Raw genomic sequence first — 24,827 nt, 5'->3', positions numbered from 1 at the left:
GCCTGAGTAGTGCGGCCGTGCGCTCAGGGCTTCGGCACTCCGGGAGGAGTCCGACGCGAGACCATGCGGGGCCTCGCGGAAGGACGGGGAAGGGCGGGTCCGACGGTCAGCGTCCTGCGCGGCCACGACGGAGACGGTCGTTCAATGCAACCCACAGAGGGGCCACCGTTATTCCCTCGTCCTCGGCGAGCCGGCGCCGCGTCCTGCGGCGAGCGGTGACCAGTCCGATCACTCCGAGGCCGACGACGACGTACTGGATGCACCAGGCGAGCCGGAAGTGGTCCATCGAGTAGAGCCGGGCGGAGTCCGCGCCCGGGCCCGCCAGCGAGTCGAGCAGCAGCCCCATCAGGAACATCATCGTGAAGCTCGCGAGGAAGCCGCCGACGTTCACCACGCCGTTCGCGGCGCCGAGGCTCCGGGACGGGTTGAAGGTGCGCGCGAAGTCGAAGCCGATCATCGATCCCGGCCCGCCGGCGCCGATGACGATCAGCAGCAGGACGATCAGCCAGTACGGCGGGACCCCCGGCCAGAGCAGGACGACCGTCCAGGCCACCGCCATCGCCGAGACGATGCCGAGCACGAGGTTGCTCCGCCGCATCGGGTGCCGGGCGGTCAGGACGCCGAGGATCGGGCCGACGACGATGCCGGCGACCACGACGATCGTCAGCGTCGGAGCGGCCACTCCCGGCTCCAATCCGATCGCGTAGACGAGGAAGGGATACCCCCAGAGCAGCGTGAACACGGTGCCGGAGGACTGCGTCACGAAGTGCGACCAGAAGCCGAGCTGCGTGCCCGGGCGGCGCAGGCTGACACCCAGCTGGGCGATCGTCGCCCGGAGCGTCGGCGGCACCAGGACGATCGGCTCGGTCCGCGGCGGGACGTCGGTGATCAGCAGGAGCACGCCGAGGAAGGCGACGGCGCCGATCCCGGCGACGGAGAGGAAGGCGGGAGTCCAGCCCGCCGCGTGCAGGATCGCGGCGAACGGCAGGGCGGAGAGGATCTGGCCGACCTGGCCGATGTTGCCGATCCACTGCGAGAGCTGCGGGACGATCGGTCCGCTGAACCAGGTCACGGTCAGTCTGATCACCGAGGTGAAGATCGCGGCGTCGCCCGCACCCACCAGGATCCGTCCGACGATGGCGACGCCGAGGGACGGCGCGAAGGCCAGGACGATCTGGCCGACCATCATCAGCGCTGTCCCGCTGAGGATCAGCGTCTTCGGGCCGAAGCGGTCGATGAGGATGCCGACCGGGATCTGCATGCCGGCGTAGACGATCAGCTGGACGACGGCGAGCGAGGAGAGCATCGCGGCCGAGATGCCGAACCGCTCCGCCGCGTCGACGCCCGCTACTCCGAGCGTCGTGCGGTCGAGGACGGCGACCAGGTACGCGAACGCACCGGCACCGAAGACGAACCAGGCTCGACGAGATCGCACTCGGCAGAGACTACCAAGCGCGGGCCGCCTGCTATTGGGCCGTGGGCTCCTCGCCGGGCCGCTTGATGGCCAGGAACTTCTCCAGCTCGGCCGCGAGCGCGTCGGCGGTCGGGACGAAGCCGTCCTCGTCGGTGAGCGGCGAGCGCAGGCTCGTCCCCTCCATGTAGGTGTCGTGCCGGGACTCGAGGGCCGCGACGAGCTTCTGCAGCTCCTCGTTCGAGCCGACCTGCTCGTCGACCTTCGAGAGGAACTCGCGGCCGCTCTCGCGGAGGCTGTCGGTCGGGAAGATCAGCCCCGTCGACGCCGAGATGCTCTCGAGCGCGGCGACGGCCGCCTGGGGGTAGGCGGTGTCGGAGAGGTAGTGCGGGATCAGCAGGGCGAAGCCGACGGCCGGGAGAGCCCGGTCGTAGAGGCGGAGCTCGAGCAGGTGCAGGACGTTCGCGGGCACCTGGGTGACCGGCTTCCAGACCGACATGGCCTCGATCAGGTCCTCGCGGTTACCGCTGACCGTCACGCCGACCGGCCGGGTGTGCGGGACGGGCATCGGGATCGCGTGCACCCAGGTGGTGCTCGCGACCTCGAGCCGATCGATGAGCTCGAGCACCGCCCGGGTGAAGCGCTCCCACTGGTAGTCCGGCTCGAACCCGGTGAGCAGGAGGAACGGCTGGTGCAGCTCGTCGTGCGCGAGCGAGAGGCGGAGGCTCGCCGGGGTGTAGTCGGTGAGGTGGTCCTGATCGAAGGTGATGATCGGCCGTCGTGCGCGGTAGTCGAGCAGCTGGTCGGGATCGAACTCGACGACGGTCCGGTGCTCGAGCGTCCCGTGCAGGTGCTCGGCGAGCTGGCCGACCGCACCTCCGGCATCGGCGAACCCGGTGAGGCCGGCCACGAGGTGGAGGCCCCGCGGGACGTCGGCGAGGTCGCCCTCGATCGCGAAGAGGTCTGCAGGATCCGGCATGCGATCCAGCCTAGACGGCCCACCGGGGCGGCTCCCCGGCGGCGCTGAGCCCTGAGCGAACAGCCGCGACGGGGCGGCCGAGCGCCGTCCCGGCCGCGCCTAGCATTGCGCTCATGCCCCTCTCCTCTCTCGAGTGCACGACCGTTCCCGCCTCCGATCTCGACACCGGCGCTCTCGTCCTCGGCGTCGCGCCCGGACCGGACGGCCCCCGTCTCGTCGGCGTCGACGGCTTCGACGACCTCGTCGCCGCGCTCCCCGCGCTCGGGGTGACCGGCTCCGCGGAGTCGCTGACGCGGGTCCCCTCCTCCGTCCGCGCCGGCGTGGTCGTCCTCGTCGGCCTGGGCTCCGCGGAGCCGAGCGCCACCGTGCTGCGCACCGCCGCCGGACTCGCGGTCCGCAGCCTCGCCGGCACCGCCTCGGTCGCCCTCGCCCTGCCCACCGGAGACGACGACGCGCTCGCGGCCGTCGCCGAGGGAGCCGCGCTCGGCTCCTACAGCTACACCGCCTTCCGGCACAGCACCCTCGACGCCGCGAAGGCTCCCGTCGAGCGCGTGCTCCTCGTGACCTCCGACGAGTCCGCCGACGCGGCCGTCCTCGAGCGCGCGCAGGTCGTCGGTCGCGCCGTGTCCGCCGTGAAGGACCTGGTCAACGCCCCGCCGTCGCACCTCTATCCGCAGACCCTGGCCGAGGCCGTGCAGGAGGGCGTCGAAGGGCTCCCCCTCGAGGTCACGGTCTGGGACGAGTCGGCGCTCGAGCGCGACGGCTTCGGCGGCATCCTCGGTGTTGGCAGCGGCTCGTCCCGCCCGCCGCGCCTCGTCAAGATCGCCTACACGCCCGAGAAGACGCCTGAGTCGGCGGCGCCGAAGCACCTCGCGCTGGTCGGCAAGGGCATCACCTTCGACAGCGGCGGACTCTCCCTCAAGCCGCCGGCCTCGATGATCGGCATGAAGGACGACATGACCGGCGCGGCGACGGTCTACGCGGTCGTGCGCGCGGTCGCCGAGCTCCGCCTGCCGGTGCGGGTCACCGCCTGGCTCTGCATCGCCGAGAACATGCCCTCCGGCACGGCCATCCGCCCGAACGACGTGCTCACGATCCGCGGCGGGAAGACCGTCGAGGTCCTCAACACGGACGCCGAGGGCCGCCTCGTGCTCGCCGACGGCCTCGTCGCCGCGAGCGAGGAGCAGCCCGACGCGATCGTCGACGTCGCGACGCTGACCGGCGCCGCCGTCGTCGCGCTCGGCAACCGCTACACCGGCGTGTTCGGCGACGACGAGCTGGTCGCCTCCGTGCTGGAGTCGGCGCGCAGCACGGGCGAGCTCTTCTGGCACATGCCGCTCCCCGCGGAGCTGCGCCCGCTGCTCAACTCCGAGATCGCCGACATCGCCAACATCAAGCCGGGCAACACCGCCGGCGGCATGCTGATCGCCGCGCACTTCCTCCAGGAGTTCGTCGGCACCCGTGGCGAGGGCCCGGACGCGGCGCGCATCCCCTGGGTGCACCTCGACATCGCCGGCCCGGCGAACAACGGCGGCGGCGGGTACGGCTTCACCGGCACCGGCCCCACCGGGGTCTCGGTCCGCGCCCTCCTCGCCCTGGCCGAGGGCCTGGCGAGCGCGTAGTAGGGTCGACGGGGCGGGATCTCCCGCCTCGTCCCCCCTCCGACCGGCCCGCGCACAGGCGTGGAGATCCGCGGAGGCGAGGGGAACCGCACGTCGCAAGGGAGTCACTGGGTGTCGGAAGAGCGCTACGACCTGGTCGTGCTCGGAGGTGGCAGCGGCGGGTACGCGGCGGCTCTGCGCGCGACCCAGCTCGGGATGAGCGTGGCGATCGTCGAGCGCGACAAGCTCGGCGGCACCTGCCTGCACCGCGGCTGCGTCCCGACCAAAGCCCTCCTGCACGCCGCCGAGCTCGCCGACGGCGCCCGGGACGCGCAGAAGTACGGCGTCCTCGCCGGCTTCCAGGGCATCGACGTCCCCGGCGTCACGCGCTACCGCGAGGGCGTCGTCGCCGGCAAGTACAAGGGCCTGCAGAGCCTCGTCTCCGCCCGCGGCATCACCGTCGTCTCCGGCGAGGGCCGGCTGACCGGGCCGACGACCGTCACGGTCGGCGAGCACGTGCTGCACGGCGGCTCGATCGTCGTCGCGACCGGCTCCGCCTCGCGCACCCTCCCGGGCATCGAGATCGGCGGCCGAGTGATCACCAGCGACCAGGCCCTCGAGCTCGACCACGTCCCCGAGCGGGTCGTCGTGCTCGGCGGCGGTGTCATCGGCGTGGAGTTCGCCAGCGTCTGGCGCTCCTTCGGTGCCGAGGTGTCGATCGTCGAGGCGCTCCCCCACCTCGTGCCGAACGAGGACGAGAGCGTCAGCAAGCAGTTCGAGCGCGCCTTCCGCAAGCGCGGGATCTCCTTCACCCTCGGCTCGCGCGTCACCGGCGTCGTCCAGACCGAGGGCGGCGTCTCCGTCTCGCTCGAGAGCGGGGCGAGCGTCGAGGGCGACCTCCTCCTCGTCGCGGTCGGCCGCGGCCCGGTCACCGCCGGGCTCGGCCTCGAGGAGATCGGCGTCACGCTCGACCGCGGCTACGTGATCACCGACGAGCGCCTGCAGACCTCGGTCCCCGGCGTCTACGCCGTCGGCGACATCGTGCCCGGCCTGCAGCTGGCGCACCGCAGCTTCCAGCAGGGAATCTTCGTCGCCGAGGAGCTCGCCGGTCTGAAGCCGCAGACGGTGGCCGACCTCAACATCCCGAAGGTCACCTACAGCGACCCCGAGGTGGCGTCCGTCGGCCTGACCGAGGCGCGCGCCGTCGCCGAGTACGGCGCCGAGCGCGTCGCGAGCTACGACTACGGTCTCGGCGGCAACGCGAAGAGCACGATCATCGGCACCGCGGGCTCCGTCAAGGTCGTCCGCGTCGTCGACGGGCCCGTCGTCGGCGTGCACATGATCGGCGCCCGCGTCGGCGAGCTGATCGGCGAGGCGCAGCTCATCGTGAACTGGGAGGCGCACCCCGAGGACGTCGCCCCCTTCGTGCACGCGCACCCGACCCAGAACGAGGCGCTCGGCGAGGCGCACCTCGCGCTGGCGGGGAAGCCGCTGCACGCCCTCTAGGACCATCGCGGGACGGCGACCGGCCGTTCCCGCCTCACTAAACTGAAACCACGTACACAAGCGTCTTAAGGAGACAGGCTCATGAGCGAATCCGTCAGCCTCCCGGCACTCGGAGAGAGTGTCACGGAAGGAACGGTCACCCGCTGGCTGAAGAACGTCGGCGACCGCGTCGAGGTCGACGAGCCGCTGCTCGAGGTCTCGACCGACAAGGTCGACACCGAGATCCCTTCGCCCGTCGCCGGTGTCATCGAGGAGATCCTCGTCCAGGAGGATGAGACCGTCGAGGTCGGCGCCGAGCTGGTGCGCATCGGCGACGGCTCCGGAGCCACGTCCGCGCCCGAAGCCCCCGCCGAGGAGCCGGCCGCCGAGGAGTCTCCCGAGGCCGAGGCCGCCGAGACCGAGCCGACCGACGAGGCCACCCCGTCCGTCGATGCGGAGACCGAGGAGGAGGCTCCGGCCCCCGCCGAGCCCGAGCCGGCCCCCGCCGCCGAGAAGCCCGCCGCTCCGGAGGCGTCCGCCCCCGCTCCGTCGGTCCCGGCTCCCGCCGCCGCCGCTCCGGCCCCCGCCGCCGCCGCCCCCGCGCCGGCCGCGACCCCCGAGCCCACCGACTCGAACCCCGGCTACGTCACCCCGCTGGTGCGCAAGCTCGCCGGCGAGAACGGCATCGACCTCTCCACCCTCACCGGCACCGGTGTCGGCGGGCGCATCCGCAAGCAGGACGTGCTCGACGCCGTCGAGGCCGCCAAGTCGGCTCCCGCCCCGGTCTCGGCTCCGGCCGCCGCCGCCGCGAAGGCCGCTCGCACGCCGCTCGAGACCTCGCCCCTGCGCGGCACGACGCAGCCGATGACCCGCCTGCGCAAGGTGCTCGCGCAGCGCGCCGTCGAGTCGATGCAGTCGACCGCCCAGCTCACCTCGGTCGTCGAGGTCGACGTCACCGCCGTCGCCCGCTTCCGCGACTCGGTCAAGAAGACCTTCAACGAGAAGACCGGCGCCAAGCTGTCCTTCCTGCCGTTCTTCGCCCTCGCGGCCGCCGAAGCCCTCAAGGCCTACCCGGTGATCAACTCGACGCTCGACGGCGACTCGATCGTCTACCCGGACCACGAGAACATCAGCATCGCGGTCGACACCGAGCGCGGACTGCTCACGCCGGTCCTGAAGAACGCGTCGGAGCTCACCCTCGCGCAGATCGCCAGCACCATCGGCGACCTCGCGGAGCGCACCCGCAACAACAAGCTCAAGCCCGACGAGCTGGCCGGTGGCACCTTCACCCTGACGAACACCGGCTCGCGCGGCGCGCTGTTCGACACGCCCGTCGTGTTCCTGCCGCAGACCGCGATCCTCGGCACCGGCATCGTCACGAAGAAGCCGGCCGTCGTGCAGGTCGACGGCAGCGACGCGATCGCGATCCGCTCGACCGTGTTCCTCGCCCTCTCCTACGACCACCGCACGGTCGACGGCGCCGACGCGGCCCGCTTCCTGGTGGCCATCAAGGAGCGCCTCGAGGAGGGCTCGTTCGAGAACGACCTCGGCATCTGACGCCGCCACGCTGACGCGCCGCACTAGCGGCCCGCGTCGGTGAAGACGTCGCGGAGAAGCCAGGCGGCCTCCGTCCTGATCATCAGGACGGAGGCCGTCGTCGTTCCCGGATCCGGACCGACGGCGACCACGGCGGAGGCGCCGTTCACGTCCACGCGCACCGCGATGACGGCGGAGGCCGGTGTGCGGAGCGCTGCGAACGCGGAGCCCCCGTCGATGCGGATCGGCGAGTCGGGGGTGGTCAGCGCCGCCGCGCAGGCGCTGTCCGAGTCGCCGCAGTGCCGGGCCGCCGCGAGAAGGGCAGTCGCCGCCTCCTCCGCCCCGAGCTCCGCGCGCGGCGGCCGGACCGTCGGCCCGGCGCTCGGCGTCGCCGGTGCCGGTGCCCGTGTCGGCGTCGCCACGGCTCTCACCGGAGGTGTCGGTGTCGCTCCCGCGGTCGCTGGCGTGGTCGCCGGTACCGGCCTCGTCGGAGCGACGGGACTCGGTGCCGGCGTCCACGCTGACGGCACCGGCGCCGGCGTCCGCGTCGACGCGGCCGTCTCCGCTCCCGTGCTCCGGTCTGGGCCGAGGCCCGTCATCACCAGCGCGCCGACGAGGACGACGGCCGCGGTCACGAGGGGGCCGCGGCGGCGGACCACCAGCGCGCGCACCCGATCGCGCCAGCCGTCCAGCGGATGCGTGCGGCGGTGTCGCGCAGGCGGGCTCTCGACGACCCCGCTCGACCGCTCCCGGTCGGCCGCCGTCTCGGGCCGGTGAACCACGCGGAGGGGCAACGGCGCCGCGGAGCGGTAGAGGAGCGCCTCCAGCGCCGCGAGGTCGTCGTCGTCCCGCGGGCTCCCCCGCCAGGCAGGGCAGCTCCGACGGCAGCGTCCGAGGAGCCCGATCACCGCGGCCACGACGTCGGCCTCGGTCGATCCCGTCGGCGCCTCGGTGAGCAGCAGCACCGGACGTCCCTCCTCCGTCACTCCGATCGCCTCGGCACCGGGGAGCGGGTGGACTCCCGACGCCGCCGCGTCACGCAGGGCGCCGACGACCGGCGCGAGGAGGGTGACGACGACCCCCGGCGGCAGCACCGCACCGGACTCGAGCACCTGCTCGAGGGTCGAGACGACGGCCGGGGTGGTGAGGAGGACGGCTCCATCGGCGTGCACCCCGACGTCGACGAGGCGCTGCCGGTGCTCGTGCGGCGCGAGCCGCTCGATCCCCGACCGCAGCGCGCCCTCCGCCCGCTCCTGCGAGAGCCGGAGAGCGTTCAGGAGCCGGCCGTCGCCGTCGCGGACGACCGGCCCGTGCGCTCCGGAGCCCACCACGGCGTGACCGGCGACCCCCTCGAGCGGCTGTCCGCCGCTCCGTTCGCTCTCACCGCTCGCTGCCATGCTCCGAGGGTGTCGAGCGAGCCGGCTCGCCGGGGCGGCGGAGGCCCGATCGGTGGACGGATCCGGTGTGCCGTCGCTGGGGAGGAGGGGAGGTCCGGCGGATCCGCTCGGATCGGTCTCCCCCACCGGGTCCGCTCGGTATCCTGGAGGAATGGCACGCAGCACGGAACCGTCGACGAAGGCGGTCAAGGAACCAGGACGTCTCAAGCAGATGTGGCAGGTGTTCCAGATGACCCGCCGCTACGACAGCAGCGCGGTCTGGATCATCCTGCTGGCGCTGCTGGTCCCGATCCTGATCGGGATCCTCCTCGGCGTCCTCCTCGGCGACGGCAACGGCTTCGTCATCGCGCTCTGGATCGTCGTCGGCGTGATGGCCGGACTCGTCGCCGGCCTCGCGGTCCTCTCCCGCCGCGCCGAGCGCGCCGCCTACGGGCAGATCGCCGGCCAGCCGGGCGCCGTGGGCGCCGTCCTGCGCAGCGGACTCCGCGGCACCTGGACCGGCGGCGAGATGCCGGTCGCCGTCAACGGCAAGACGCAGGACGCGGTCTACCGCGCCGTCGGCCGCGGCGGTGTCGTGCTGATCGCGGAGGGCCCGACCGGCCGCACCAAGCGCATGCTCGAGGACGAGCGCCGCAAGGTGACCCGCATCCTCCCCAACGTCCCCGTCACCTTCGTGAACGTCGGCCCCGACGAGGGCGCCGTCCCGCTGCACAAGGTGCCCCGCGCCCTCGCGAAGACGAAGAAGGTGCTGACCAAGGCGGAGGTGCTGGCCGTCAAGAACCGCCTCGCCTCGCTGAACACCTCGCTGCCGATCCCCAAGGGCGTCGACCCCTTCAAGGTGCGGCCGCAGCGCTCCCGCTGACGCACGGGACGAGCACACGAACGGGCCGGCCGGGATCACTCCCGCCGGCCCGTTCGTCGTTCCCGGGCGACGGCCCGATCAGTAGCGGACGAGCACCGTGCCCGCGACCTTGTCGTGGAAGCCGCGCTGGTCCGAGTCCCAGACGAGGGCGGGGACGAGCACGGCGAGGAGCACCGACCGCACCAGCGGACGCCAGACGCCGACCCAGCCGCCGCCGAGGCGGACGACGCGCAGACCCAGCAGCCGGTGGCCGATGCTCCCGCCGATGGTCGGGATGAACACCGCCTGCAGCACCACGAAGAGGACGATGCTCGCCCAGCGGTCGTAGCCGAAGAAGACGAAGGACAGCAGCGCGACGATCGCGAAGTCGACGGCGAGGGCGGCGAAGCGGCGACCGGGCCGGGCGATCGACATCCGGCCGGTCTCGGGGAGCCCGAGCCGCTCCCCCGGCCGCGTGCTCGGGGCGACGTCGGCGAAGGTCCTGCGCTCGGGTGCTGGCATCCTCCGATGCTACCCGCGCAGCCCGCGCGCCCGCCGGGAGCGGAGGCCGGCCGCGACCCGCTCGGCGGGACCCCGTGTAACACGCCCGAAACACGAGGGACACGGCGGGGTAACCGCCGGTGACTACTGTGGAACGGCTGCGTCTGCAGCCACCCGTTACGCCATTGGAGACCTTTGCATGTTTAAAGATTCTTCCGAGGTGCTCAAGTTCATCAAGGACACGGACGTCAAGTTCCTCGACATCCGGTTCACCGATCTCCCCGGTGTCCAGCAGCACTTCAACATCCCCGCCTCGACGGTCGACGAGGAGTTCTTCTCCGTCGGCCAGCTCTTCGACGGGTCCTCGATCCGCGGATTCGCGAACATCCACGAATCGGACATGCAACTGATCCCTGACGTGACCACCGCCTACGTGGACCCGTTCCGCGTCGAGCGCACGCTGATCATCGTCTTCGACATCTACAACCCGCGCAACGGCGAGATCTACTCGAAGGACCCGCGCCAGGTCGCCAAGAAGGCCGAGAAGTACCTCGCGTCGACCGGCATCGCCGACACCGCGTTCTTCGCCCCCGAGGCCGAGTTCTACATCTTCGACGACGTGCGCTACGAGGTCACCCAGAACTCCGCGTTCCACTCCGTCGACTCCGTCGAGGGCGCCTGGAACTCGGGCCGCGTCGAAGAGGGCGGCAACCTCGGCAACAAGACCCCCTACAAGGGCGGCTACTTCCCGGTCAGCCCGGTCGACAAGCAGGCCGACCTCCGCGACGACATCTGCCTCAAGCTGATCGACGCCGGCCTCATCCTCGAGCGCTCGCACCACGAGGTGGGCACCGGCGGCCAGGCGGAGATCAACTACCGCTTCGACACGATGGTCCACTCCGCGGACGACATCCTGAAGTTCAAGTACATCGTCAAGAACACGGCCGAGCAGTGGGGCAAGACCGCCACGTTCATGCCGAAGCCCCTCTTCGGAGACAACGGCTCGGGCATGCACACCCACCAGTCGCTCTGGAACGACGGCAAGCCCCTGTTCTACGACGAGAACGGCTACGGCGGACTCTCGGACGTCGCGCGCTGGTACATCGGCGGCCTGCTCAAGCACGCCCCCGCCGTCCTCGCGTTCACGAACCCGACGGTCAACTCGTACCACCGCCTGATCCCGGGCTTTGAGGCGCCGGTCAACCTGGTCTACTCGGCCGGCAACCGCTCCGCGTCGATCCGCATCCCGATCACGGGCACGAACCCGAAGGCCAAGCGCATCGAGTTCCGTGCGCCGGACGCCTCGGGCAACCCGTACCTCGCGTTCGCCGCGCAGCTGATGGCGGGCCTCGACGGCATCAAGAACCGCATCGAGCCGCACGAGCCCGTCGACAAGGACCTGTACGAGCTGCCCCCGGAGGAGGCCAAGCTCATCCCGCAGGTCCCCGCCTCGCTCGAGGAGGCCCTGGCCGCCCTCGAGGCCGACCACGACTTCCTGCTCCAGGGCGGCGTGTTCACCCAGGAGCTCATCGAGACCTGGATCGACTACAAGCGCGAGAAGGAGATCAAGCCCCTCGCGCAGCGCCCGCACCCCTTCGAGTTCGAGCTGTACTACGGCGTCTGATCCGACGCATCGCAGCGCTCGCGCACTGCACGAAGGGCCGTTCCTCTCCGGAGGAGCGGCCCTTCCGCGTTCCTGGACGGACCCGCGGGCGTCAGCGGTAGGTCGGAGCGTCGACCTCGACGGGGCCGTAGAAGCGGCGCTCGAAGACGGCGCGGGCCCGGCGGGTGACGCCGAGGTAGTCGTCCTCGAGCTGCGTGGCCGAATCGGCGGGGTACTCCAGGAGCCGTGCCACGCCGTCCAGCTGGCGGCGGTCGGCCGGCAGCACGTCGGCGGTGCGGTCGGTGAACAGGGTCATCGCCGAGCGCACCCGCGAGGCGAGGAGCCAGGCCGCGCGCAGCCGCTCCGCGTCGGGCGGCGAGATCAGCTCCGCCTCCTCCGCCACGCTCAGCGCGGTCAGCGTCGAGGTGGTCCGCAGCGCCGGGATCGTCCGTGCGTGCTGCAGCTGCAGCAGCTGCACCAGCCACTCGACGTCGCTCAGCGAGCCGCGGCCGAGCTTGAGGTGGCGCTTCGGGTCGGCGCCCTGCGGCAGCCGCTCGCTCTCGACGCGGGCCTTGATCCGCTTCACCTCGCGGATGTCGCGGTCCGAGATCGTGGCCGGGTAGCGGACACCGTCGGCCAGCTCCTCGAAGTCGGCGATCAGCGCCGCGTCGCCGGCCACCCCGCGAGCCCGCAGCAGTGCCTGCGCCTCCCACGTCAGCGACCAGCGGGCGTAGTAGGCGCGATAGGAGTCGAGCGAGCGCACCAGCGGACCGTTCTTGCCCTCGGGCCGCAGATCGGCGTCGAGGTCGAGCGGCAGGCGCGAGTCCTCCGTGAGGCGCACGAGCTCGGCGACCAGGAACTGCGCGTAGAGCTGCGCTTCGTGCGGGTCCGCCTCGCCCGGTCGCTGCACGTACATCACGTCCGCGTCGGAGCCGAAGCCCAGCTCCGCTCCCCCGTAACGCCCCATGCCGATCACGGCGAACTCCGCGGCGGATCCGCGGCGACCGGTGCTCGAGCGGCGGACGGCAGCGAGCACGCCGCCCAGGAGCGCGGAGATGATGTCGGAGAGGCTGGTCGCGATCTCCTCGATGGTGCTGAGGCCGAGGACGCCGCCCATCGCGGTGCGGAGCACCTCCCGGCGGCGCATGCCCCGCAGCGCCGTGGCGACCGCCTCCGGAGTCTCATGCCGTGCGAGCACCGCGCGAACCTCCTCGGCCAGCCCCTCGGCACTGCGCGGTCGCAGCGCGTCGTCGTCCTCGAGCCACGCCGCGGACTCCGGGATGCGGTCGAGGAGCTCGCCGACGAAGCGCGAGCCGGAGAGGACCGTCGTCAGGCGCTTCGCGGCCCCGGAGGAGTCGCGCAGCATCCGGAGGAACCAGGGCGTCCCGCCGAGGGTGTCGCTGAGGCGCCGGAAGGCGAGGAGCCCGTAGTCGGGATCCGCGCCGTCCGCGAACCACTGCAGCATGACGGGGACGAGGTGCCGCTGGATGCTCGCGCGCCGAGAGACACCCGAGGTCATCGCGGCGATGTGGCCGAGGGCGCCGCGGGCGTCCGCGAAGCCGATCGCCGCCAGTCGCGCCTCCGCCTGACCGGTCGACAGCTCGATCCCGCCGTCGGGCAGCGCCGCCACCGCGGAGAGCAGCGGGCGGTAGAACAGCCGCTCGTGCAGCCCGCGCACCCGGTGCTTGATGGAGTTCCAGACGACGAGGAGCTCCTCGGCGCTGCGGGCGAGGCCGCTCGCCCGGGCCAGGGTGCGCAGCTCGTGCTCGTCCCGCGGCATCAGGTGGGTGCGCCGGAGCCTGCGCAGCTGGAGCCGGTGCTCGAGCAGGCGCAGTGCGCGGTAGTCCTGCGCGAACTCCTCCGCCGCCGCGCGGCCGATGTAGCCGCGGTCGGCGAGAGCACCGAGGGCCAGCAGGGTGCCCGGCATGTGGATCTCGTCGTCGGTCTGACCGTGCACGAGCTGGAGCAGCTGGACCGTGAACTCGATGTCACGCAGCCCGCCCGGGCCGAGCTTGATCTGGTAGTGGACGTCGTTCTGCGGGATGTTCTCGGTGACGCGCTCGCGCATCCGCTGCACCGACTCGACGAAGTTCTCCCGCGACGCGCTCGACCAGACCTTGGGCGCGACGGCGTCGACGTAGGCGCGGCCGAGCTCGAGGTCGCCCGCGAGCGGGCGGGCCTTCAGCAGGGCCTGGAACTCCCAGCTCTTCGCCCAGCGGTCGTAGTAGGTGATGTGCGATTCCAGGGTCCGCACGAGCGCGCCCTGCTTCCCCTCCGGCCGCAGGTTGGGGTCGACCTCCCAGAGCTCCGGCTCGAGCGCGAGCGCGGAGGTGCCGCGCATCAGCAGGACGGCGAGCCGAGTCGCGATGTCGATCGCGCGGGCGTTCGAGAGGCCGCGCTCGGGGTCGCCCTCGGCCACGAAGATGACGTCGACGTCGCTGACGTAGTTGAGCTCGGAGGCGCCGGCCTTGCCCATCCCGATGACGGCGAAGCGGGTCGCCACGACCTCCTCGCGAGAGAAGCGACCGGGTCCGGAGCCCGCGATCAGGTCGGCGCGCGCCACGGCGAGCGACGCCTCCAGGGCCGCCCCCGCGAGGTCGGCGAGGGTCCGGGCGACGCGATCGATCGCCGCGACGGGATCCGCCTGGCCGAGATCGTGCACGACGACGCGGGTGAGCAGTCGGCGGTAGCGGACCCGCAGGGCCGTCCAGCCGTCCTCCTCGTGCAGCGACGCGACACCGTCGACGGCGCCGACCGAGTCGAGCAGCTCCTGCTTGAGCTCGCCGCGACCCGGCAGGACCCGGACGGGGTCGAGGAAGCCGATGAGCTCGTCGGGCCGGCGCTGCAGGAAGTACGCGAGACCGGAGGACGCCCCCAGGACGAGCAGCAGGCGCGTGATCGCGGCGTCGTCCGCGAGCACCGCGTCCATCCGGCCGCGGTGACTGCGCAGCAGATCGAGCAGCGCGCCGAGCGCCGCGTCGGGATCGGCCACCGTCGCGAAGGCCGGCACCACCGACTCGAGCGAGCGGCTCGCCAGCTCCTCCGCCTCGGCGAGCCGCGCCCCGGTCTCGCCGAGTGCGGCGAAACCGAGGCGGGCGACCTCGCTCAGCGTGCGTTCGCGGGGCATGGCGGGAGGGGTCAGAGCATCTCGAGGTTGCTGCGCAGCTCGTACGGGGTGACCTGGGCGCGGTACTCGGCCCAGTCCTTCCGCTTGTTGAGCAGCACGAAGTTGAACACCTGCTCGCCGAGGGTCTCGGCGACGAGCTCCGACTCCTCCATCAGCGAGATCGCGCGGTCGAGGCTCGCCGGCAGCGGGCTGTAGCCCAGGGCGCGGCGCTCGGCGTCCGACAGCGTCCAGACGTTGTCCTCGGCCTCGGCGGGGAGCTCGTAGCCCTCCTCGATGCCCTTGAGTCCCGCGGCCAGCAGCAGCGAGTAGGCGAGGTAGGGGTTCGCGGCCGAGTCGAGCGCGCGGTACTCGATGCGCGAGGACTGGCCCTTGTTGGGCTTGTACAGCGGCACGCGGACGAGCGCGGAGCGGTTGTTGTGGCCCCACGACACGTAGCTCGGCGCCTCGTCGCCGCCCCAGAGCCGCTTGTACGAGTTGACGAACTGGTTCGTCACCGCGGTGATCTCGGGCGCGTGCTTGAGCAGCCCGGCGATGAACTGGCGGCCGAGCTTGGACAGCTGGTACTGCGCGCCCTGCTCGTAGAACACGTTCATGTCGCCCTCGAAGAGCGAGAGGTGCGTGTGCATGCCCGAGCCGGGGTGGCCGGAGAGCGGCTTGGGCATGAAGGTCGCGTAGACGCCCTGCTCGATCGCCACCTCCTTGATGACCGTGCGGAAGGTCATGATGTTGTCGGCCGTGGTCAGCGCGTCCGCGTAGCGGAGGTCGATCTCGTTCTGGCCGGGGCCCGCCTCGTGGTGGCTGAACTCGACCGAGATGCCGAGGTCCTCGAGCATCCGGACCGAGCGGCGGCGGAAGTCGTGCGCCGTGCCGCCGGGGACGTTGTCGAAGTAGCCGGCGGAGTCGACGGGCTCGGGCCCCTCGGCGCCGAAGGTCGACGACTTCAGCAGGTAGAACTCGATCTCGGGGTGCGTGTAGAACGTGAAGCCGCGCTCGGCCGCCTTCGCGAGCGTGCGCTTGAGCACGTTCCGCGGGTCGGCGACGGCGGGCTGGCCGTCCGGCGTGGTGATGTCGCAGAACATCCGCGCCGTCGGATCGATCTCGCCGCGCCACGGCAGGATCTGGAAGGTCGACGGATCCGGGTGCGCCAGCACGTCGGCCTCGTAGGAGCGGGTCAGTCCCTCGATCGCGGAGCCGTCGAAGCCGAGACCCTCGGCGAACGCCCCCTCGACCTCGGCCGGCGCGATCGCGACCGACTTGAGCGTGCCGACGACGTCCGTGAACCAGAGGCGAACGAATTTGATCCCTCGCTCTTCAATGGTGCGAAGAACGAAGTCCCGTTGCTTGTCCATCAAGGCCCTTCCTGTTTCGCTCCCAGGCTAGTGGCTCCGCCCCTCCCCTGCTGGGCGCCCGGCCGTTCCCCGCGGAGCCCCGACGGGGCGCGGATAGACTCGACCGCATGTCAGCGCAGCCCGTGAAACGCGTGAGAACCCGCCACTTCCAGACCGCGAAGGACGCGGGGGTGCGGATCACCGGGCTCACCAGCTACGACGTGCTCACGGCCCGCATCTTCGACCAGGCGGGCATCGACTTCCTGCTCGTGGGCGACTCGGCCGGCAACACCGTGCTCGGCTACGACACGACCCTGCCGGTCACGGTGGACGAGCTGATCCCGCTGGCCCGGGCCGTCGCGGGCGCCGTCGAGCGCGCGTTCGTCGTCGCCGACCTGCCCTTCGGCTCCTACGAGTCGGGCCCGGACGACGCGCTGCACACCGCCTTCCGCTTCATGAAGGAGACGCACGCGCACGCCGTGAAGCTCGAGGGCGGCGTCCGCTCCGCGGAGCAGATCCGGCGGATCGTCGAGGCCGGCATCCCGGTGATGGCGCACATCGGCTTCACCCCGCAGAGCGAGCACGGCCTCGGCGGGCACATGATCCAGGGCCGCGGCGAGGGGATCGAGCAGCTGCTCGCCGACGCCCGCGCCGTCCAGGACGCCGGCGCGTTCGCCGTCGTGCTCGAGATGGTGCCGAGCGAGGCCGCCCGCCGGGTCACCGAGGAGCTGAGCATCCCGACGATCGGCGTCGGTGCCGGCCCGCACGTGGACGGTCAGCTGCTCGTGTGGACGGACTTCGCCGGGCTGACCACCGGCCGCGTGCCGCGCTTCGTCAAGCAGTACGCCGACCTGCGCGGTGTCCTCACCGGCGCGGTGACCGCGTTCCGCGAGGACGTCGAGGCCGGCGCGTACCCCGGAGCCGAGCACAGCTACGAGTAGCGGGGCGCGACCCGGCTCAGCGCGGGATCAGCGATCCTCCGCGTCCTCCTCGTCCCAGCGGCGGGTGTTCTCGCGCATCTTCTCGAGGGCGTGCGACGCCTCCTCGCGGGACGAGTAGGGGCCCGCGCGGTCGACGGACGGGGACTGGAAGCCCTGCTCCACCGCGCCGGACTTGAGGTTGTACCACCAGGAGTTCGCATCACCGTCAGACATGTCGCGATCCTACGCCGGGGCCGGTCGCCGGTCGCTCCCCCTCGCGCCTCGCTAGCATGGCCGGTATGACTGCTGCTGCGACCGCGATCGGAATCGACATCGGAGGGACCGGCATCAAGGGGGCGTACGTCGACCTCGGCGAGGGCGCCCTCCTCAGCGACCGGATGAAGGTCGCCACCCCCGAGGGCGGCCGCCCGAAGGACATCGTCGCCACGGTGCAGCAGATCCTGGGCATGCTCCCGGACGCACCGGCCGACACCCCCGTCGGGATATGCTTCCCGGCCGCCGTGGTGCACGGGCGCACCATGTCCGCCGCGAACGTCTCGGACGAGTGGATCGGACTCGAGGCCGAGAAGCTGTTCGAGGTCGCCATCGGCCGCGACATCTTCTTCGTGAACGACGCCGACGCCGCCGGCTACGCCGAGTCGCGCTTCGGCGCGGCGAAGGACAAGAAGGGCCTGGTCCTGATGACCACGCTCGGCACCGGCATCGGCACCGCGCAGATCTACGACGGCGTCCTCATCCCCAACGCCGAGCTCGGCCACCTCGAGATCCACGGCGGCGACTACGAGAAGAAGGCGTCCTTCGCCGCGAAGGAGCGGGACGACCTCGACTACAAGCACTGGGCCAAGCGCCTGCAGCGCTACTACTCCCACCTCGAGGCGCTCCTCTGGCCGGACCTGATCATCGTCGGCGGCGGCATCTCGAAGCACCACGAGGAGTTCCTGCCCCTGCTCGACCTGCGCACCCCGATCGTGCCGGCGGCGCTGCGCAACAACGCCGGTATCCTCGGCGCCGCGGCCCTGGCAGGCGGCGGCGTCCGCCGCTGAGGCGGTACCTCCTTCCGCGGCGGTCCCCGCCCGCCGCGGCGCCGTCGGCCCCGACAGGTGGCCGCGTTCGCCAGGGCGTCTCGCCTTCGGCTACGACGAAACGCTGGCACGCGTTTCGCCGGTGAGCCTCGCTGCGCGAGAGCGGTCGGCAGGGTCGGCGCCTCTGACGCCCGCCCCCTCCATGCTGGTCGAGTAGCCGCGCAGCGGCGTATCGAGACCGACGTCATCGAACGGCAGCCTCAGGCACTCGTCCAGCAGGGCGGGATCTCGATACGCCCTCTCCGAGGGCTACTCGATCAGCAGGATCGCGGCGCACCTTTTGCGCGACTGACGTGGCGCCCCTCCTGCCCGGACGGGCCCGCCTCCCTCTTGCTGGTCGAGTAGCCGCGCAGCGGCGTATCGAGACCGACGTCACCGAACGGCGGCCCCAGGCACTCGTCCAGCAGGGCGGGATCTCGATACGCCCTCTCCGAGGGCTACTCGATCAGCATGAGTGCGAGGCGAGTCGGAGAAACGCGTGCCAGCGTTTCTCCGGAGCCGGACGCGGGACGCTCTGCGGAACGCGACCCTCCGCTCGAGCCGACCGCGCCGCGGCGGGCGGGGACCGCCGCGGTAACAAGCACCAGCCTGCCCCGAGACACGAAATGCCCCGCGAAGCGGGGCATTTCGGGGCGAAGGGGCAGGCTGATACGCCGGGTTCTGTTCACGCCGCGCCTCTCGGCGGGCGCTGGACGGCCATCTCTCTCGGGGGCACGTCGCCGTGACCCTCCAGCGGTCTACCCGAGGACCCGACGAGCAGCCGCATCGTCCTCTGTCTGACCTTGCTCCGGGCGAGGTTTACCGAGCGGACCGGATCACTCCGGCCCCTGGTGGTCTCTTACACCACCGTTTCACCCTTACCGCGGGCCGGAGCCCGTGGCGGTCTGTTCTCTGTGGCACTGTCTCGCGGGTCGCCCCGGGTGGGTGTTACCCACCGCCCTGCTCTGCGGAGCCCGGACGTTCCTCGGCGCCGGGGCTCTCACCCCGGCGACGCGACCGTCTTGCCGGCCCGTTCGCGGACCCAGTGTACGGGCCGGGTCAGGCGAGCGTCGACTCGTCGCCGCGGACCAGGATGCAGCCGCTGTCGGGGCAGAGCACGACCTGGTCGGGCGCAGTGGTGCGGATCCAGGCGAGGTCGGACTCGGTGAGGGCGACGCCGCTCCCCTCCGACACCTTGCCGCGCAGGAGCGCCGCGCCGACGCCGTAGCGGGCGCGCTGCTTCTCGTAGAGCTCCACCAGGTCGGCCGGGATCTTCTCGACGAGCGAGGCGCGGTCGCGGGCGAGCGCCTCCTGCTTGCCGGCGAGCTTCTCGGCCTGGGCGTCGCGCTCCTCGGCGAGGGTCGCGATGCCGGCGACGACCTCGTCGCGCTCGGCCTGGGCGGCGGCGACCTCGGCCTCGATGCCCTCGATCCGCTCCATCAGCGTCAGCTCGATATCCTCGAGGTCGCCGCGGCGCTTGACCAGCGAGGTGATCTCTCCCTCGAGTGCGGCGATGTCCTTCGCGGACGAGGCGGTCTGCAGGCGGTCGCGGTCGCGGGCGAGGCGCTTGTCGACGACCTCGACGTCGGACTCGATGCGGCCGAGCTCGGTGCGGGCGTCCTCCAGGCGGCCGTTGCGCTCCGCGAGGGTGCGGCGGGTCTCGTTGTCGCGGGTCTGCATAGCCTTGATCGCCGCGATCTGCGGCAGGGTGGCGACGGCGTGACGGAGCTGGTTGCCCCTCGTGTCGAGACTCTGCAGAGTCAGGAGCTCTCGCTGGTCGGCGGGGCTGGCAATCACGTCGCGGTCCTCGTTCCCGGCACGGAGGGTGGGCGTGCCGGCTCCATTCTCGCGCGCTCGCGGAGCGTCAGTGGACGATGGCGAAATCCCAGGGGTCGGTGCGGGTCTCGCTGACGTCGACGACGACCCCCGGCAGCGCGGTGCGCAGGGCCTCGGCGGCGACGTCGAGCCAGAGCCACTCGCTCGCCCAGTGCGAGACGTCGAGGAGCGCCGGTCCGGTGCCGTGGCGGGCCTTCTCGCGCGCCTCCGACGCCGGGTGGTGCCGGAGGTCGGCCGTGAGGTAGACGTCGCTCGTGCGGACCGCAGGGCTGTCGAGGAGGGAGTCCTCGGCTCCGCCGCAGAGCGAGACCCGACGGACGGGCGCCTCGTAGTCGCCGGCGGCACGGACTCCCCCGGCGGTCGCGGGCAGCAGCTCGGCCACGGCGCGGGCCAGACGGCCGAGCGTGACCTCCTCGGCGAGGTCGCCGACGCGGCCGAGGCCGACAGACGGGTCCTCGCCGGGGACCAGCGGCGTCGTGCCGGTGAGCCCGAGCCGCGTCGCGATCACGTCGGAGACGCCGTCCGCCACGATGTCCGCGTTGGTGTGCGCGGAGACGAGGGCGCAGCCGTGCCGGATCAGCTCGGCGAGCAGGCGGCCCTTGTAGCCGTCCTCCGCGATCGAGGTGACCCCGCGGAGCAGGAGCGGGTGGTGGGCCAGGAGGAGCTGGTAGCCGCCGTCGACGGCCTCGGAGACGGTGTCGGCGACGACGTCGACCGCGAGGAGGATCCGCTCGACCTGCGCAGCCGGGTCACCGGTGACGAGACCGGGAGCGTCCCAGTCCTCCGCGGCCCCCTCGGGCCAGAGACGGTCGATGACGGCGTGGACGTCGCGCAGCGTGGGCATGCGTCCAGGGTAGGGCCGCCGCTCCCCCGCAGGAGTGCGCCTCAGTGCACGTCTCAGTGCGCGTGGTCGGTCTCGACGGCGCGGATGGCGGCGTCGGAGCTGCCGACCTCGTCGTCGAGGTCCGCGGCGAGGAAGTCCTCCGACTCCGGGAGGCGCACGGTGAGCCCGGCGTACTGCTCGACCGCCAGCTCGCCGCTCAGCCCGGACGCTGCGAGGACGTGGCCGCCGACGGAGCCGCTCGAGTCGACGAAGTGGGTGTGCAGCCCGGCGACGCTGATCCCCTGGAACGGCTTGGGGCCGTAGAAGCCGACGATCGTGCCCTCGACGTCGCTCAGGTGCACCTCGCGCTGGTCGCGCATCGCGTCCGCCAGGCGGAGGTACGGCTTCACCTGGGCGATCGGCTGCCGCAGCGTCAGGTGCTCGACGCGGCCTCGGAGCCGGACGCCGACGAACACGTTCGGGCTCGGCACGGTCCGCCGCACCGCCGTCAGCAGGGCGTCGAGCGACGGCACTGCCTCGACCGACTCTGTGCTGTCCGGAGCGAACCGGGCCAGCTCGGCGAACGCGATCGTGTCCTCCGGCTCGAGGACGACGACCGAGCCGTCGCCGCGGAACAGCCGGTGCACGCCGTCGAGCACGACCAGCTCGCCCTCCATGTGGTCGCCGCAGCCCAATCCGAAGTCGCCGGCCTCGTCGGCCTCGGCGCGCGTGACGACGCCGTCGAACAGACCGGCCAGCAGCGCGTCGACGATCGAGAACTGGGTGATGAGGCCGCGCGGCGCGGTCGGAGTCGGCATCCCGCCATTCTGGCGGAGCACTCAGCTCTCCAGCGCCAGCCGATACCGCTCCCGCGCCGTCCGGTCCGCCGTCTCCGCCGCACGGGCGAGCCGCGCTTGCCGGTCCGGATCGAACGCGAGGAAGTGGAAGGCCGCGGGCACCGGGGTCAGCCCGCGCAGCCGCTTGAAGCGGTGCGCGCTCTTGCCGAGCCACACGCGCTCCACCCCGGCCCCGATCGCGAACTCGACGGGATCGAGGTAGCCGAGCGTCGCGTAGAGACGGTCCGGGACTCCCCGGGAGGGACGCGCCCAGCGCAGGACGTGCATCGTCGTGTCGTCGTGGATCGCCATCGCGAATCCGACCGGCCGCTCCTCGGGATCTACCGCGACCCGCACCCGCGCGCCCGGGAGCTCCGAGAAGGAGCCGAACGCGTCGTCGGTGAACTCGGCTCCATGGTGCCCGTGGTCGACCATGAACTCGCGGTGCAGCCGCGGGGCGAACGCCTCGTCGCCCGGCTGCCAGTCCCGGATCGTGCAGCGCGTCCGGGCGAAGTGGTTCCGGTCACTCGCGAACTGCTTGCGGGCCGTGCGGGGCAGGGCGGCGAGGAGACCGTCGAGATCGGCGTGCCCGCCGGTGTCGAGCCGCCAATCCGCGTCGGAGAACACCGAGCGGCAGCCGAGTTCGGTGAGCAGGGCACTCATGGCCTCGTCGTCGAGGTCGACCCACGGCACGACGACCCCGTCGATGCCGATCGATCGGCACTCGCGCACGACACGCTCCAGGAGTGGGGCGAGGGCTGCCGGCGAGCCGTAGAGCGTGTGCCGGAAGCGGACCGGTGTGCCGAGGACCAGCCAGCGCTCGCCGAGCGCCGCGGGCGAGAGCGCGAGGAGGCGCGAGAGGTCGAACGTCAACGGCGCGCGCTCGCCTGAGTATTCGAACCCGACGACGGCGGCGCTGCCGTCGTCAGCCGACCATGCTCGGAGGACGACATCACCCGAGCCGGAGTCGCGGAAGAAGGCGAGGGTCGTCGAGCGACGGAGAGGGTCGCCGGCAAGTGCGTCGAGAAGAATCGTGGGGAGCCGGACCGGCGGGAGCGGGGCCGCGCTCGAAGCTCGGTGAGATCTCGAGAGGTGGGTGCGCATCCCACGGATGGTACGGAGGTGCCGGGAGCTCACGCGCGGTGGCGCCGAACGACCGGGCGCTGCACGCGCGGGAACGAGAGAAGCCCCGCACTTCCGGAGAAGTGCGGGGCTTTCTGCCTTGCGGTGGATCCGAGGGGATTCGAACCCCTGACCCCCTGCATGCCATGCAGGTGCGCTACCAGCTGCGCCACGGACCCTTGGTGCGCTTCTCGGACTCGAGGTACCGGCCTTGCGGCCCGCTCCTCCGCCCGGCGGAAGCAACTCGAATAAACTACAACACGAAGCGCGTGGAGTGAAATCGAGCGGCGACGCCGGGCGTGTTCCTCAGTTCGAGGAGGCCGCGGAGTCGGCGGGAACGGCGTTCGCCACCGTGATCGGGACGACCGGGCAGTCCTTCCAGAGGCGCTCCAGGGAGTAGTACATGCGGTCCTCCTCGTGGAAGACGTGGACGACGAGGTCGCCGAAGTCGAGCAGGATCCAGCGGCCCTCGGCGCGGCCCTCGCGGCGCAGGAGCTTGGCGCCGGACTCGTTGAGGCGGTCCTCCACCTCGTTGGCGATGGCGACGACGTTGCGCTCGGAGCGCCCCGTCACCAGGAAGAAGATGTCGACGAGCGGCAGCGGACCCGAGACGTCCAGCGCGACGAGGTCCTCCCCGCCCTTGGAGTCGGCGGCGGTGGCCGCGAGGTCGAGCAGGGCGCGGGCGGAAGCGGTCGCAGTCATGAAGCCTTCAGTGTCGGTGGTGGATCAGAAGATGTTGAGGACGAAGCCGCCGATGAACAGCGCGATCGAGGCGACCAGCAGCACGGCGGCGGTGATGGCCAGCACGACCGGGACGCTGACGGCGCGGCGCTTCTGCGGGGCGATCATCGCGGTGCCGGCGGCGTGCGTGGAGACGGCGCTCGACGCCCGGACGGGCTCCGAGTCGGAGGCGGGCTGCTCGCGGTCGATGCGGTCGACATAGCGGTCGACATCGGGCGAGTCGTAGAGGTTGGGGTGCTGACCGGTGGAGCCGAGGCTGCGCGGCAGGTCGAAGGAGCCCGTGACGAGCACCTCGCCCGTGTCGGTGCGGACGGGAGACGCGTCTCCCGCGGTCGGCAGGATCAGGGCGTTCGTCGTGGTGACGGCGCCCGTCGCGGCGACTCCGCTCGCGATGAGGGAGTCGAAGGAGGCGTCGACCTCCTCCTTGGACTTGCTGTCGAGCTCGTCGGTGATGGCCAGGTGCTCGATCGGCGGGTGGAAGCTGCCGGTGATCTCTGTGGCCTTCTCGTCCGCGATGTCGAGCGTGCCGACGGTGGCGAAGAGGGCGGTGTTGAGCTTGGGCTGCTCGGGCTCGTCGTCCGACTGCTCGGACTCGTCGGCCGGCTGCTCGACGTCGGACGCCTCGGGAGCGGACGCCTCGGCGGCGGTCTCCTCCGCGGCGGCCTCGGGCTCGGCCTTCGCCGACTCCTGCGCGGCGTCGGCGGGCGCGGCCTCAGGGGTCGCGGCGACCTGCTCGGCCTGCTGCTGGGCGAGCAGCGCGCGGAGCTCGCGGCGGGTGAGCGTGCTGCGGTCGACGCCCTCGGGGAGCACGACCTCGATGGCGGAGGTGCTGAGCTCTGGCTCGGCGGCGGGAGTGGGCGCGACGACGGGGACGCGCAGGGCCTGGGTCGCGGTGAGGACGGGCATCTCGCCCGCGGCGGTGACGGACGCGGTCGCGGCGCGGCGGGAGGTCGTCGGTGCGGCGGCGGGCGCGGCGCCGGCCGCGGCTCGCTCGCGCTCGCGGATCTCGCGCCGGGTGAGCGGCGCGCCCTCGTGCTGAACTGTCATGGCGTGCTCCGATACAGGTGGTGCTTCGAGATGTACTGGACGACACCGTCGGGAACCAGATACCAGACCGGATCACCCCGGTTCACGCGGCTCCGACAGTCCGTCGAGGAAATCGCTAGCGCCGGAATTTCCAACAAGGATACGTCCTGAGCCGGCAATCCCGAAACGGACAGGGCATGACCCGGCCGGCTGACGGCGACGAAGTGCGCCAGCTCCCAGAGCTCGTCGTAGTCCTTCCAGCTCAGGATCTGCTCGACGGCATCGGCTCCCGTGATGAAGAACAGCTCGGCATCGGGGTGGGCGAGGTGGATGTCGCGGAGCGTGTCGATCGTGTACGTCGTGCCGATGCGGTCGATGTCGACGCGGCTGACGGTGAAGCGCGGGTTGGACGCGGTCGCGATGACCGTCATCAGATAGCGGTGCTCCGGCGGCGTGACCGTCTTCTTGTGCCACGGCCGGCCGGTAGGCACGAAGACGACCTCGTCGAGGTCGAAGGACTGCGCCACCTCGGAGGCGGCGACGAGGTGCCCGTGGTGGATCGGGTCGAAGGTGCCACCCATCACGCCGATTCGCGGACGCCGCGGGTCTCCGCTCGCGGCGGACGTCACGAT

Annotated in this window: 21 protein-coding genes, 1 tRNA gene and 1 other RNA gene; 7 read left to right on the top strand and 16 right to left on the bottom strand. The window is 71.9% G+C overall.

The window, feature by feature from the left end:
• Positions 1 to 106: 106 nt before the first annotated feature.
• Both EDF45_RS15695 and EDF45_RS15690 read right to left on the bottom strand, forming a co-directional pair.
• A complete protein-coding gene (locus tag EDF45_RS15695; protein ID WP_123736936.1) occupies positions 107 to 1,435 on the bottom strand; it encodes a nitrate/nitrite transporter in 1,329 nt (442 codons plus the stop codon).
• 31 nt (positions 1,436 to 1,466) lie between these two features.
• Positions 1,467 to 2,390 (bottom strand): proteasome assembly chaperone family protein, encoded by a 924-nt coding sequence (locus tag EDF45_RS15690; protein ID WP_123736935.1) that lies wholly within the window; start codon positions 2,388 to 2,390, stop codon positions 1,467 to 1,469.
• Positions 2,391 to 2,503: 113 nt separating this feature from the next.
• On the opposite strand from EDF45_RS15690, the gene EDF45_RS15685 reads away from it, so the two are divergent.
• The 3 genes from EDF45_RS15685 (at position 2,504) to sucB (ending at position 7,033) form a co-directional block, all read left to right on the top strand.
• The gene (locus EDF45_RS15685) at positions 2,504 to 4,012 is read left to right on the top strand and encodes a leucyl aminopeptidase (protein WP_123736934.1); all 1,509 of its coding nucleotides are present in this window, start codon (positions 2,504 to 2,506) and stop codon (positions 4,010 to 4,012) included.
• A gap of 111 nt (positions 4,013 to 4,123) precedes the next feature.
• A complete protein-coding gene (lpdA, locus tag EDF45_RS15680) occupies positions 4,124 to 5,497 on the top strand; it encodes a dihydrolipoyl dehydrogenase (protein ID WP_123736933.1) in 1,374 nt (457 codons plus the stop codon).
• Positions 5,498 to 5,578: 81 nt separating this feature from the next.
• Entirely contained in the window at positions 5,579 to 7,033 is a 1,455-nt protein-coding gene (gene sucB / locus EDF45_RS15675; protein WP_123736932.1) for a 2-oxoglutarate dehydrogenase, E2 component, dihydrolipoamide succinyltransferase, read from the top strand.
• A gap of 23 nt (positions 7,034 to 7,056) precedes the next feature.
• On the opposite strand, the gene EDF45_RS15670 is transcribed toward sucB, so the two are convergent.
• Positions 7,057 to 8,409: a hypothetical protein gene (locus EDF45_RS15670; protein ID WP_148060305.1), complete on the bottom strand. Its 1,353-nt coding sequence runs from the start codon at positions 8,407 to 8,409 to the stop codon at positions 7,057 to 7,059.
• A gap of 151 nt (positions 8,410 to 8,560) precedes the next feature.
• Between EDF45_RS15670 and EDF45_RS15665 the strand changes: the two genes are divergently transcribed.
• Positions 8,561 to 9,271, top strand: coding sequence for a DUF4191 domain-containing protein (locus EDF45_RS15665; RefSeq protein WP_123445841.1), 711 nt, complete (start codon positions 8,561 to 8,563; stop codon positions 9,269 to 9,271).
• A 78-nt stretch (positions 9,272 to 9,349) separates the two neighbouring features.
• Here the strand turns inward: EDF45_RS15665 and EDF45_RS15660 are convergent, their stop codons facing one another.
• Entirely contained in the window at positions 9,350 to 9,772 is a 423-nt protein-coding gene (locus tag EDF45_RS15660; RefSeq protein ID WP_123703545.1) for an RDD family protein, read from the bottom strand.
• A gap of 178 nt (positions 9,773 to 9,950) precedes the next feature.
• Between EDF45_RS15660 and glnA the strand changes: the two genes are divergently transcribed.
• Entirely contained in the window at positions 9,951 to 11,375 is a 1,425-nt protein-coding gene (gene glnA, locus EDF45_RS15655; protein ID WP_123445839.1) for a type I glutamate--ammonia ligase, read from the top strand.
• Between the two features lie 91 nt (positions 11,376 to 11,466).
• Here the strand turns inward: glnA and EDF45_RS15650 are convergent, their stop codons facing one another.
• Together EDF45_RS15650 and EDF45_RS15645 are read right to left on the bottom strand one after the other, a co-directional pair.
• On the bottom strand, positions 11,467 to 14,481 hold the full coding sequence (locus tag EDF45_RS15650) for a bifunctional [glutamine synthetase] adenylyltransferase/[glutamine synthetase]-adenylyl-L-tyrosine phosphorylase (protein ID WP_123736930.1): 3,015 nt from the start codon (positions 14,479 to 14,481) through the stop codon (positions 11,467 to 11,469).
• An 11-nt stretch (positions 14,482 to 14,492) separates the two neighbouring features.
• Positions 14,493 to 15,830, bottom strand: a complete 1,338-nt coding sequence (locus tag EDF45_RS15645; RefSeq protein WP_123736929.1) for a glutamine synthetase family protein — start codon at positions 15,828 to 15,830, stop codon at positions 14,493 to 14,495.
• 107 nt (positions 15,831 to 15,937) lie between these two features.
• On the opposite strand from EDF45_RS15645, the gene panB reads away from it, so the two are divergent.
• A complete protein-coding gene (panB, locus tag EDF45_RS15640; protein WP_123736928.1) occupies positions 15,938 to 16,750 on the top strand; it encodes a 3-methyl-2-oxobutanoate hydroxymethyltransferase in 813 nt (270 codons plus the stop codon).
• Positions 16,751 to 16,777: 27 nt separating this feature from the next.
• Here panB and EDF45_RS15635 read toward each other — a convergent pair whose 3' ends face one another.
• Positions 16,778 to 16,963: an SPOR domain-containing protein gene (locus tag EDF45_RS15635; protein WP_123445835.1), complete on the bottom strand. Its 186-nt coding sequence runs from the start codon at positions 16,961 to 16,963 to the stop codon at positions 16,778 to 16,780.
• Positions 16,964 to 17,028: 65 nt separating this feature from the next.
• Between EDF45_RS15635 and ppgK the strand changes: the two genes are divergently transcribed.
• On the top strand, positions 17,029 to 17,793 hold the full coding sequence (gene ppgK / locus EDF45_RS15630) for a polyphosphate--glucose phosphotransferase (protein WP_123736927.1): 765 nt from the start codon (positions 17,029 to 17,031) through the stop codon (positions 17,791 to 17,793).
• A 672-nt stretch (positions 17,794 to 18,465) separates the two neighbouring features.
• Here the strand turns inward: ppgK and rnpB are convergent.
• The 9 genes from rnpB to nadD all read right to left on the bottom strand — a co-directional run bounded on the left by rnpB (position 18,466) and on the right by nadD (position 24,824).
• Positions 18,466 to 18,844: RNase P RNA component class A (gene rnpB / locus EDF45_RS15625), an RNA gene on the bottom strand.
• A 26-nt stretch (positions 18,845 to 18,870) separates the two neighbouring features.
• Positions 18,871 to 19,608 (bottom strand): zinc ribbon domain-containing protein, encoded by a 738-nt coding sequence (locus tag EDF45_RS15620; RefSeq protein ID WP_123445833.1) that lies wholly within the window; start codon positions 19,606 to 19,608, stop codon positions 18,871 to 18,873.
• Positions 19,609 to 19,675: 67 nt separating this feature from the next.
• Positions 19,676 to 20,491: a Nif3-like dinuclear metal center hexameric protein gene (locus EDF45_RS15615; RefSeq protein ID WP_123736926.1), complete on the bottom strand. Its 816-nt coding sequence runs from the start codon at positions 20,489 to 20,491 to the stop codon at positions 19,676 to 19,678.
• Between the two features lie 53 nt (positions 20,492 to 20,544).
• Positions 20,545 to 21,288, bottom strand: coding sequence for an acetolactate decarboxylase (locus EDF45_RS15610; RefSeq protein ID WP_123741030.1), 744 nt, complete (start codon positions 21,286 to 21,288; stop codon positions 20,545 to 20,547).
• Between the two features lie 21 nt (positions 21,289 to 21,309).
• On the bottom strand, positions 21,310 to 22,179 hold the full coding sequence (locus tag EDF45_RS15605; RefSeq protein ID WP_185020216.1) for a peptidogalycan biosysnthesis protein: 870 nt from the start codon (positions 22,177 to 22,179) through the stop codon (positions 21,310 to 21,312).
• Positions 22,180 to 22,534: 355 nt separating this feature from the next.
• Positions 22,535 to 22,607 (bottom strand) — tRNA-Ala (locus EDF45_RS15600).
• A 127-nt stretch (positions 22,608 to 22,734) separates the two neighbouring features.
• Positions 22,735 to 23,130 carry a ribosome silencing factor gene (gene rsfS, locus EDF45_RS15595; RefSeq protein WP_123445829.1) on the bottom strand — a complete coding sequence of 132 codons (396 nt, stop codon included), beginning with the start codon at positions 23,128 to 23,130 and terminating at the stop codon, positions 22,735 to 22,737.
• 24 nt (positions 23,131 to 23,154) lie between these two features.
• Positions 23,155 to 24,216: a hypothetical protein gene (locus EDF45_RS15590; RefSeq protein ID WP_123736923.1), complete on the bottom strand. Its 1,062-nt coding sequence runs from the start codon at positions 24,214 to 24,216 to the stop codon at positions 23,155 to 23,157.
• Positions 24,213 to 24,824, bottom strand: a complete 612-nt coding sequence (gene nadD / locus EDF45_RS15585; protein WP_123732279.1) for a nicotinate-nucleotide adenylyltransferase — start codon at positions 24,822 to 24,824, stop codon at positions 24,213 to 24,215. Before nadD ends, EDF45_RS15590 begins: the two co-directional genes overlap by 4 nt.
• Between the last annotated feature and the right edge of the window lie 3 nt (positions 24,825 to 24,827).

The sequence above is a fragment of the Rathayibacter sp. PhB186 genome, from assembly GCF_003751825.1.
Classification (GTDB): Bacteria; Actinomycetota; Actinomycetes; order Actinomycetales; family Microbacteriaceae; genus Rathayibacter; species Rathayibacter festucae.
Note: the sequence above shows the minus strand (reverse complement) of the source record. Positions and strands in the feature narration are given on the sequence as shown.

Excerpts from the sequence above, each read along its gene's own strand:
- EDF45_RS15690 (WP_123736935.1), bottom strand. The coding sequence starts at position 2,390 with ATGCCGGATCCTGCAGACCTCTTCGCGATCGAGGGCGACCTCGCCGAC.
- EDF45_RS15685 (WP_123736934.1), top strand. The coding sequence starts at position 2,504 with ATGCCCCTCTCCTCTCTCGAGTGCACGACCGTTCCCGCCTCCGATCTC.
- sucB (WP_123736932.1), top strand. The coding sequence starts at position 5,579 with ATGAGCGAATCCGTCAGCCTCCCGGCACTCGGAGAGAGTGTCACGGAA.
- EDF45_RS15670 (WP_148060305.1), bottom strand. The coding sequence starts at position 8,409 with ATGGCAGCGAGCGGTGAGAGCGAACGGAGCGGCGGACAGCCGCTCGAG.
- EDF45_RS15665 (WP_123445841.1), top strand. The coding sequence starts at position 8,561 with ATGGCACGCAGCACGGAACCGTCGACGAAGGCGGTCAAGGAACCAGGA.
- EDF45_RS15660 (WP_123703545.1), bottom strand. The coding sequence starts at position 9,772 with ATGCCAGCACCCGAGCGCAGGACCTTCGCCGACGTCGCCCCGAGCACG.
- glnA (WP_123445839.1), top strand. The coding sequence starts at position 9,951 with ATGTTTAAAGATTCTTCCGAGGTGCTCAAGTTCATCAAGGACACGGAC.
- EDF45_RS15650 (WP_123736930.1), bottom strand. The coding sequence starts at position 14,481 with ATGCCCCGCGAACGCACGCTGAGCGAGGTCGCCCGCCTCGGTTTCGCC.
- EDF45_RS15645 (WP_123736929.1), bottom strand. The coding sequence starts at position 15,830 with ATGGACAAGCAACGGGACTTCGTTCTTCGCACCATTGAAGAGCGAGGG.
- panB (WP_123736928.1), top strand. The coding sequence starts at position 15,938 with ATGTCAGCGCAGCCCGTGAAACGCGTGAGAACCCGCCACTTCCAGACC.
- EDF45_RS15635 (WP_123445835.1), bottom strand. The coding sequence starts at position 16,963 with ATGTCTGACGGTGATGCGAACTCCTGGTGGTACAACCTCAAGTCCGGC.
- ppgK (WP_123736927.1), top strand. The coding sequence starts at position 17,029 with ATGACTGCTGCTGCGACCGCGATCGGAATCGACATCGGAGGGACCGGC.
- EDF45_RS15615 (WP_123736926.1), bottom strand. The coding sequence starts at position 20,491 with ATGCCCACGCTGCGCGACGTCCACGCCGTCATCGACCGTCTCTGGCCC.
- EDF45_RS15610 (WP_123741030.1), bottom strand. The coding sequence starts at position 21,288 with ATGCCGACTCCGACCGCGCCGCGCGGCCTCATCACCCAGTTCTCGATC.
- rsfS (WP_123445829.1), bottom strand. The coding sequence starts at position 23,130 with ATGACTGCGACCGCTTCCGCCCGCGCCCTGCTCGACCTCGCGGCCACC.
- EDF45_RS15590 (WP_123736923.1), bottom strand. The coding sequence starts at position 24,216 with ATGACAGTTCAGCACGAGGGCGCGCCGCTCACCCGGCGCGAGATCCGC.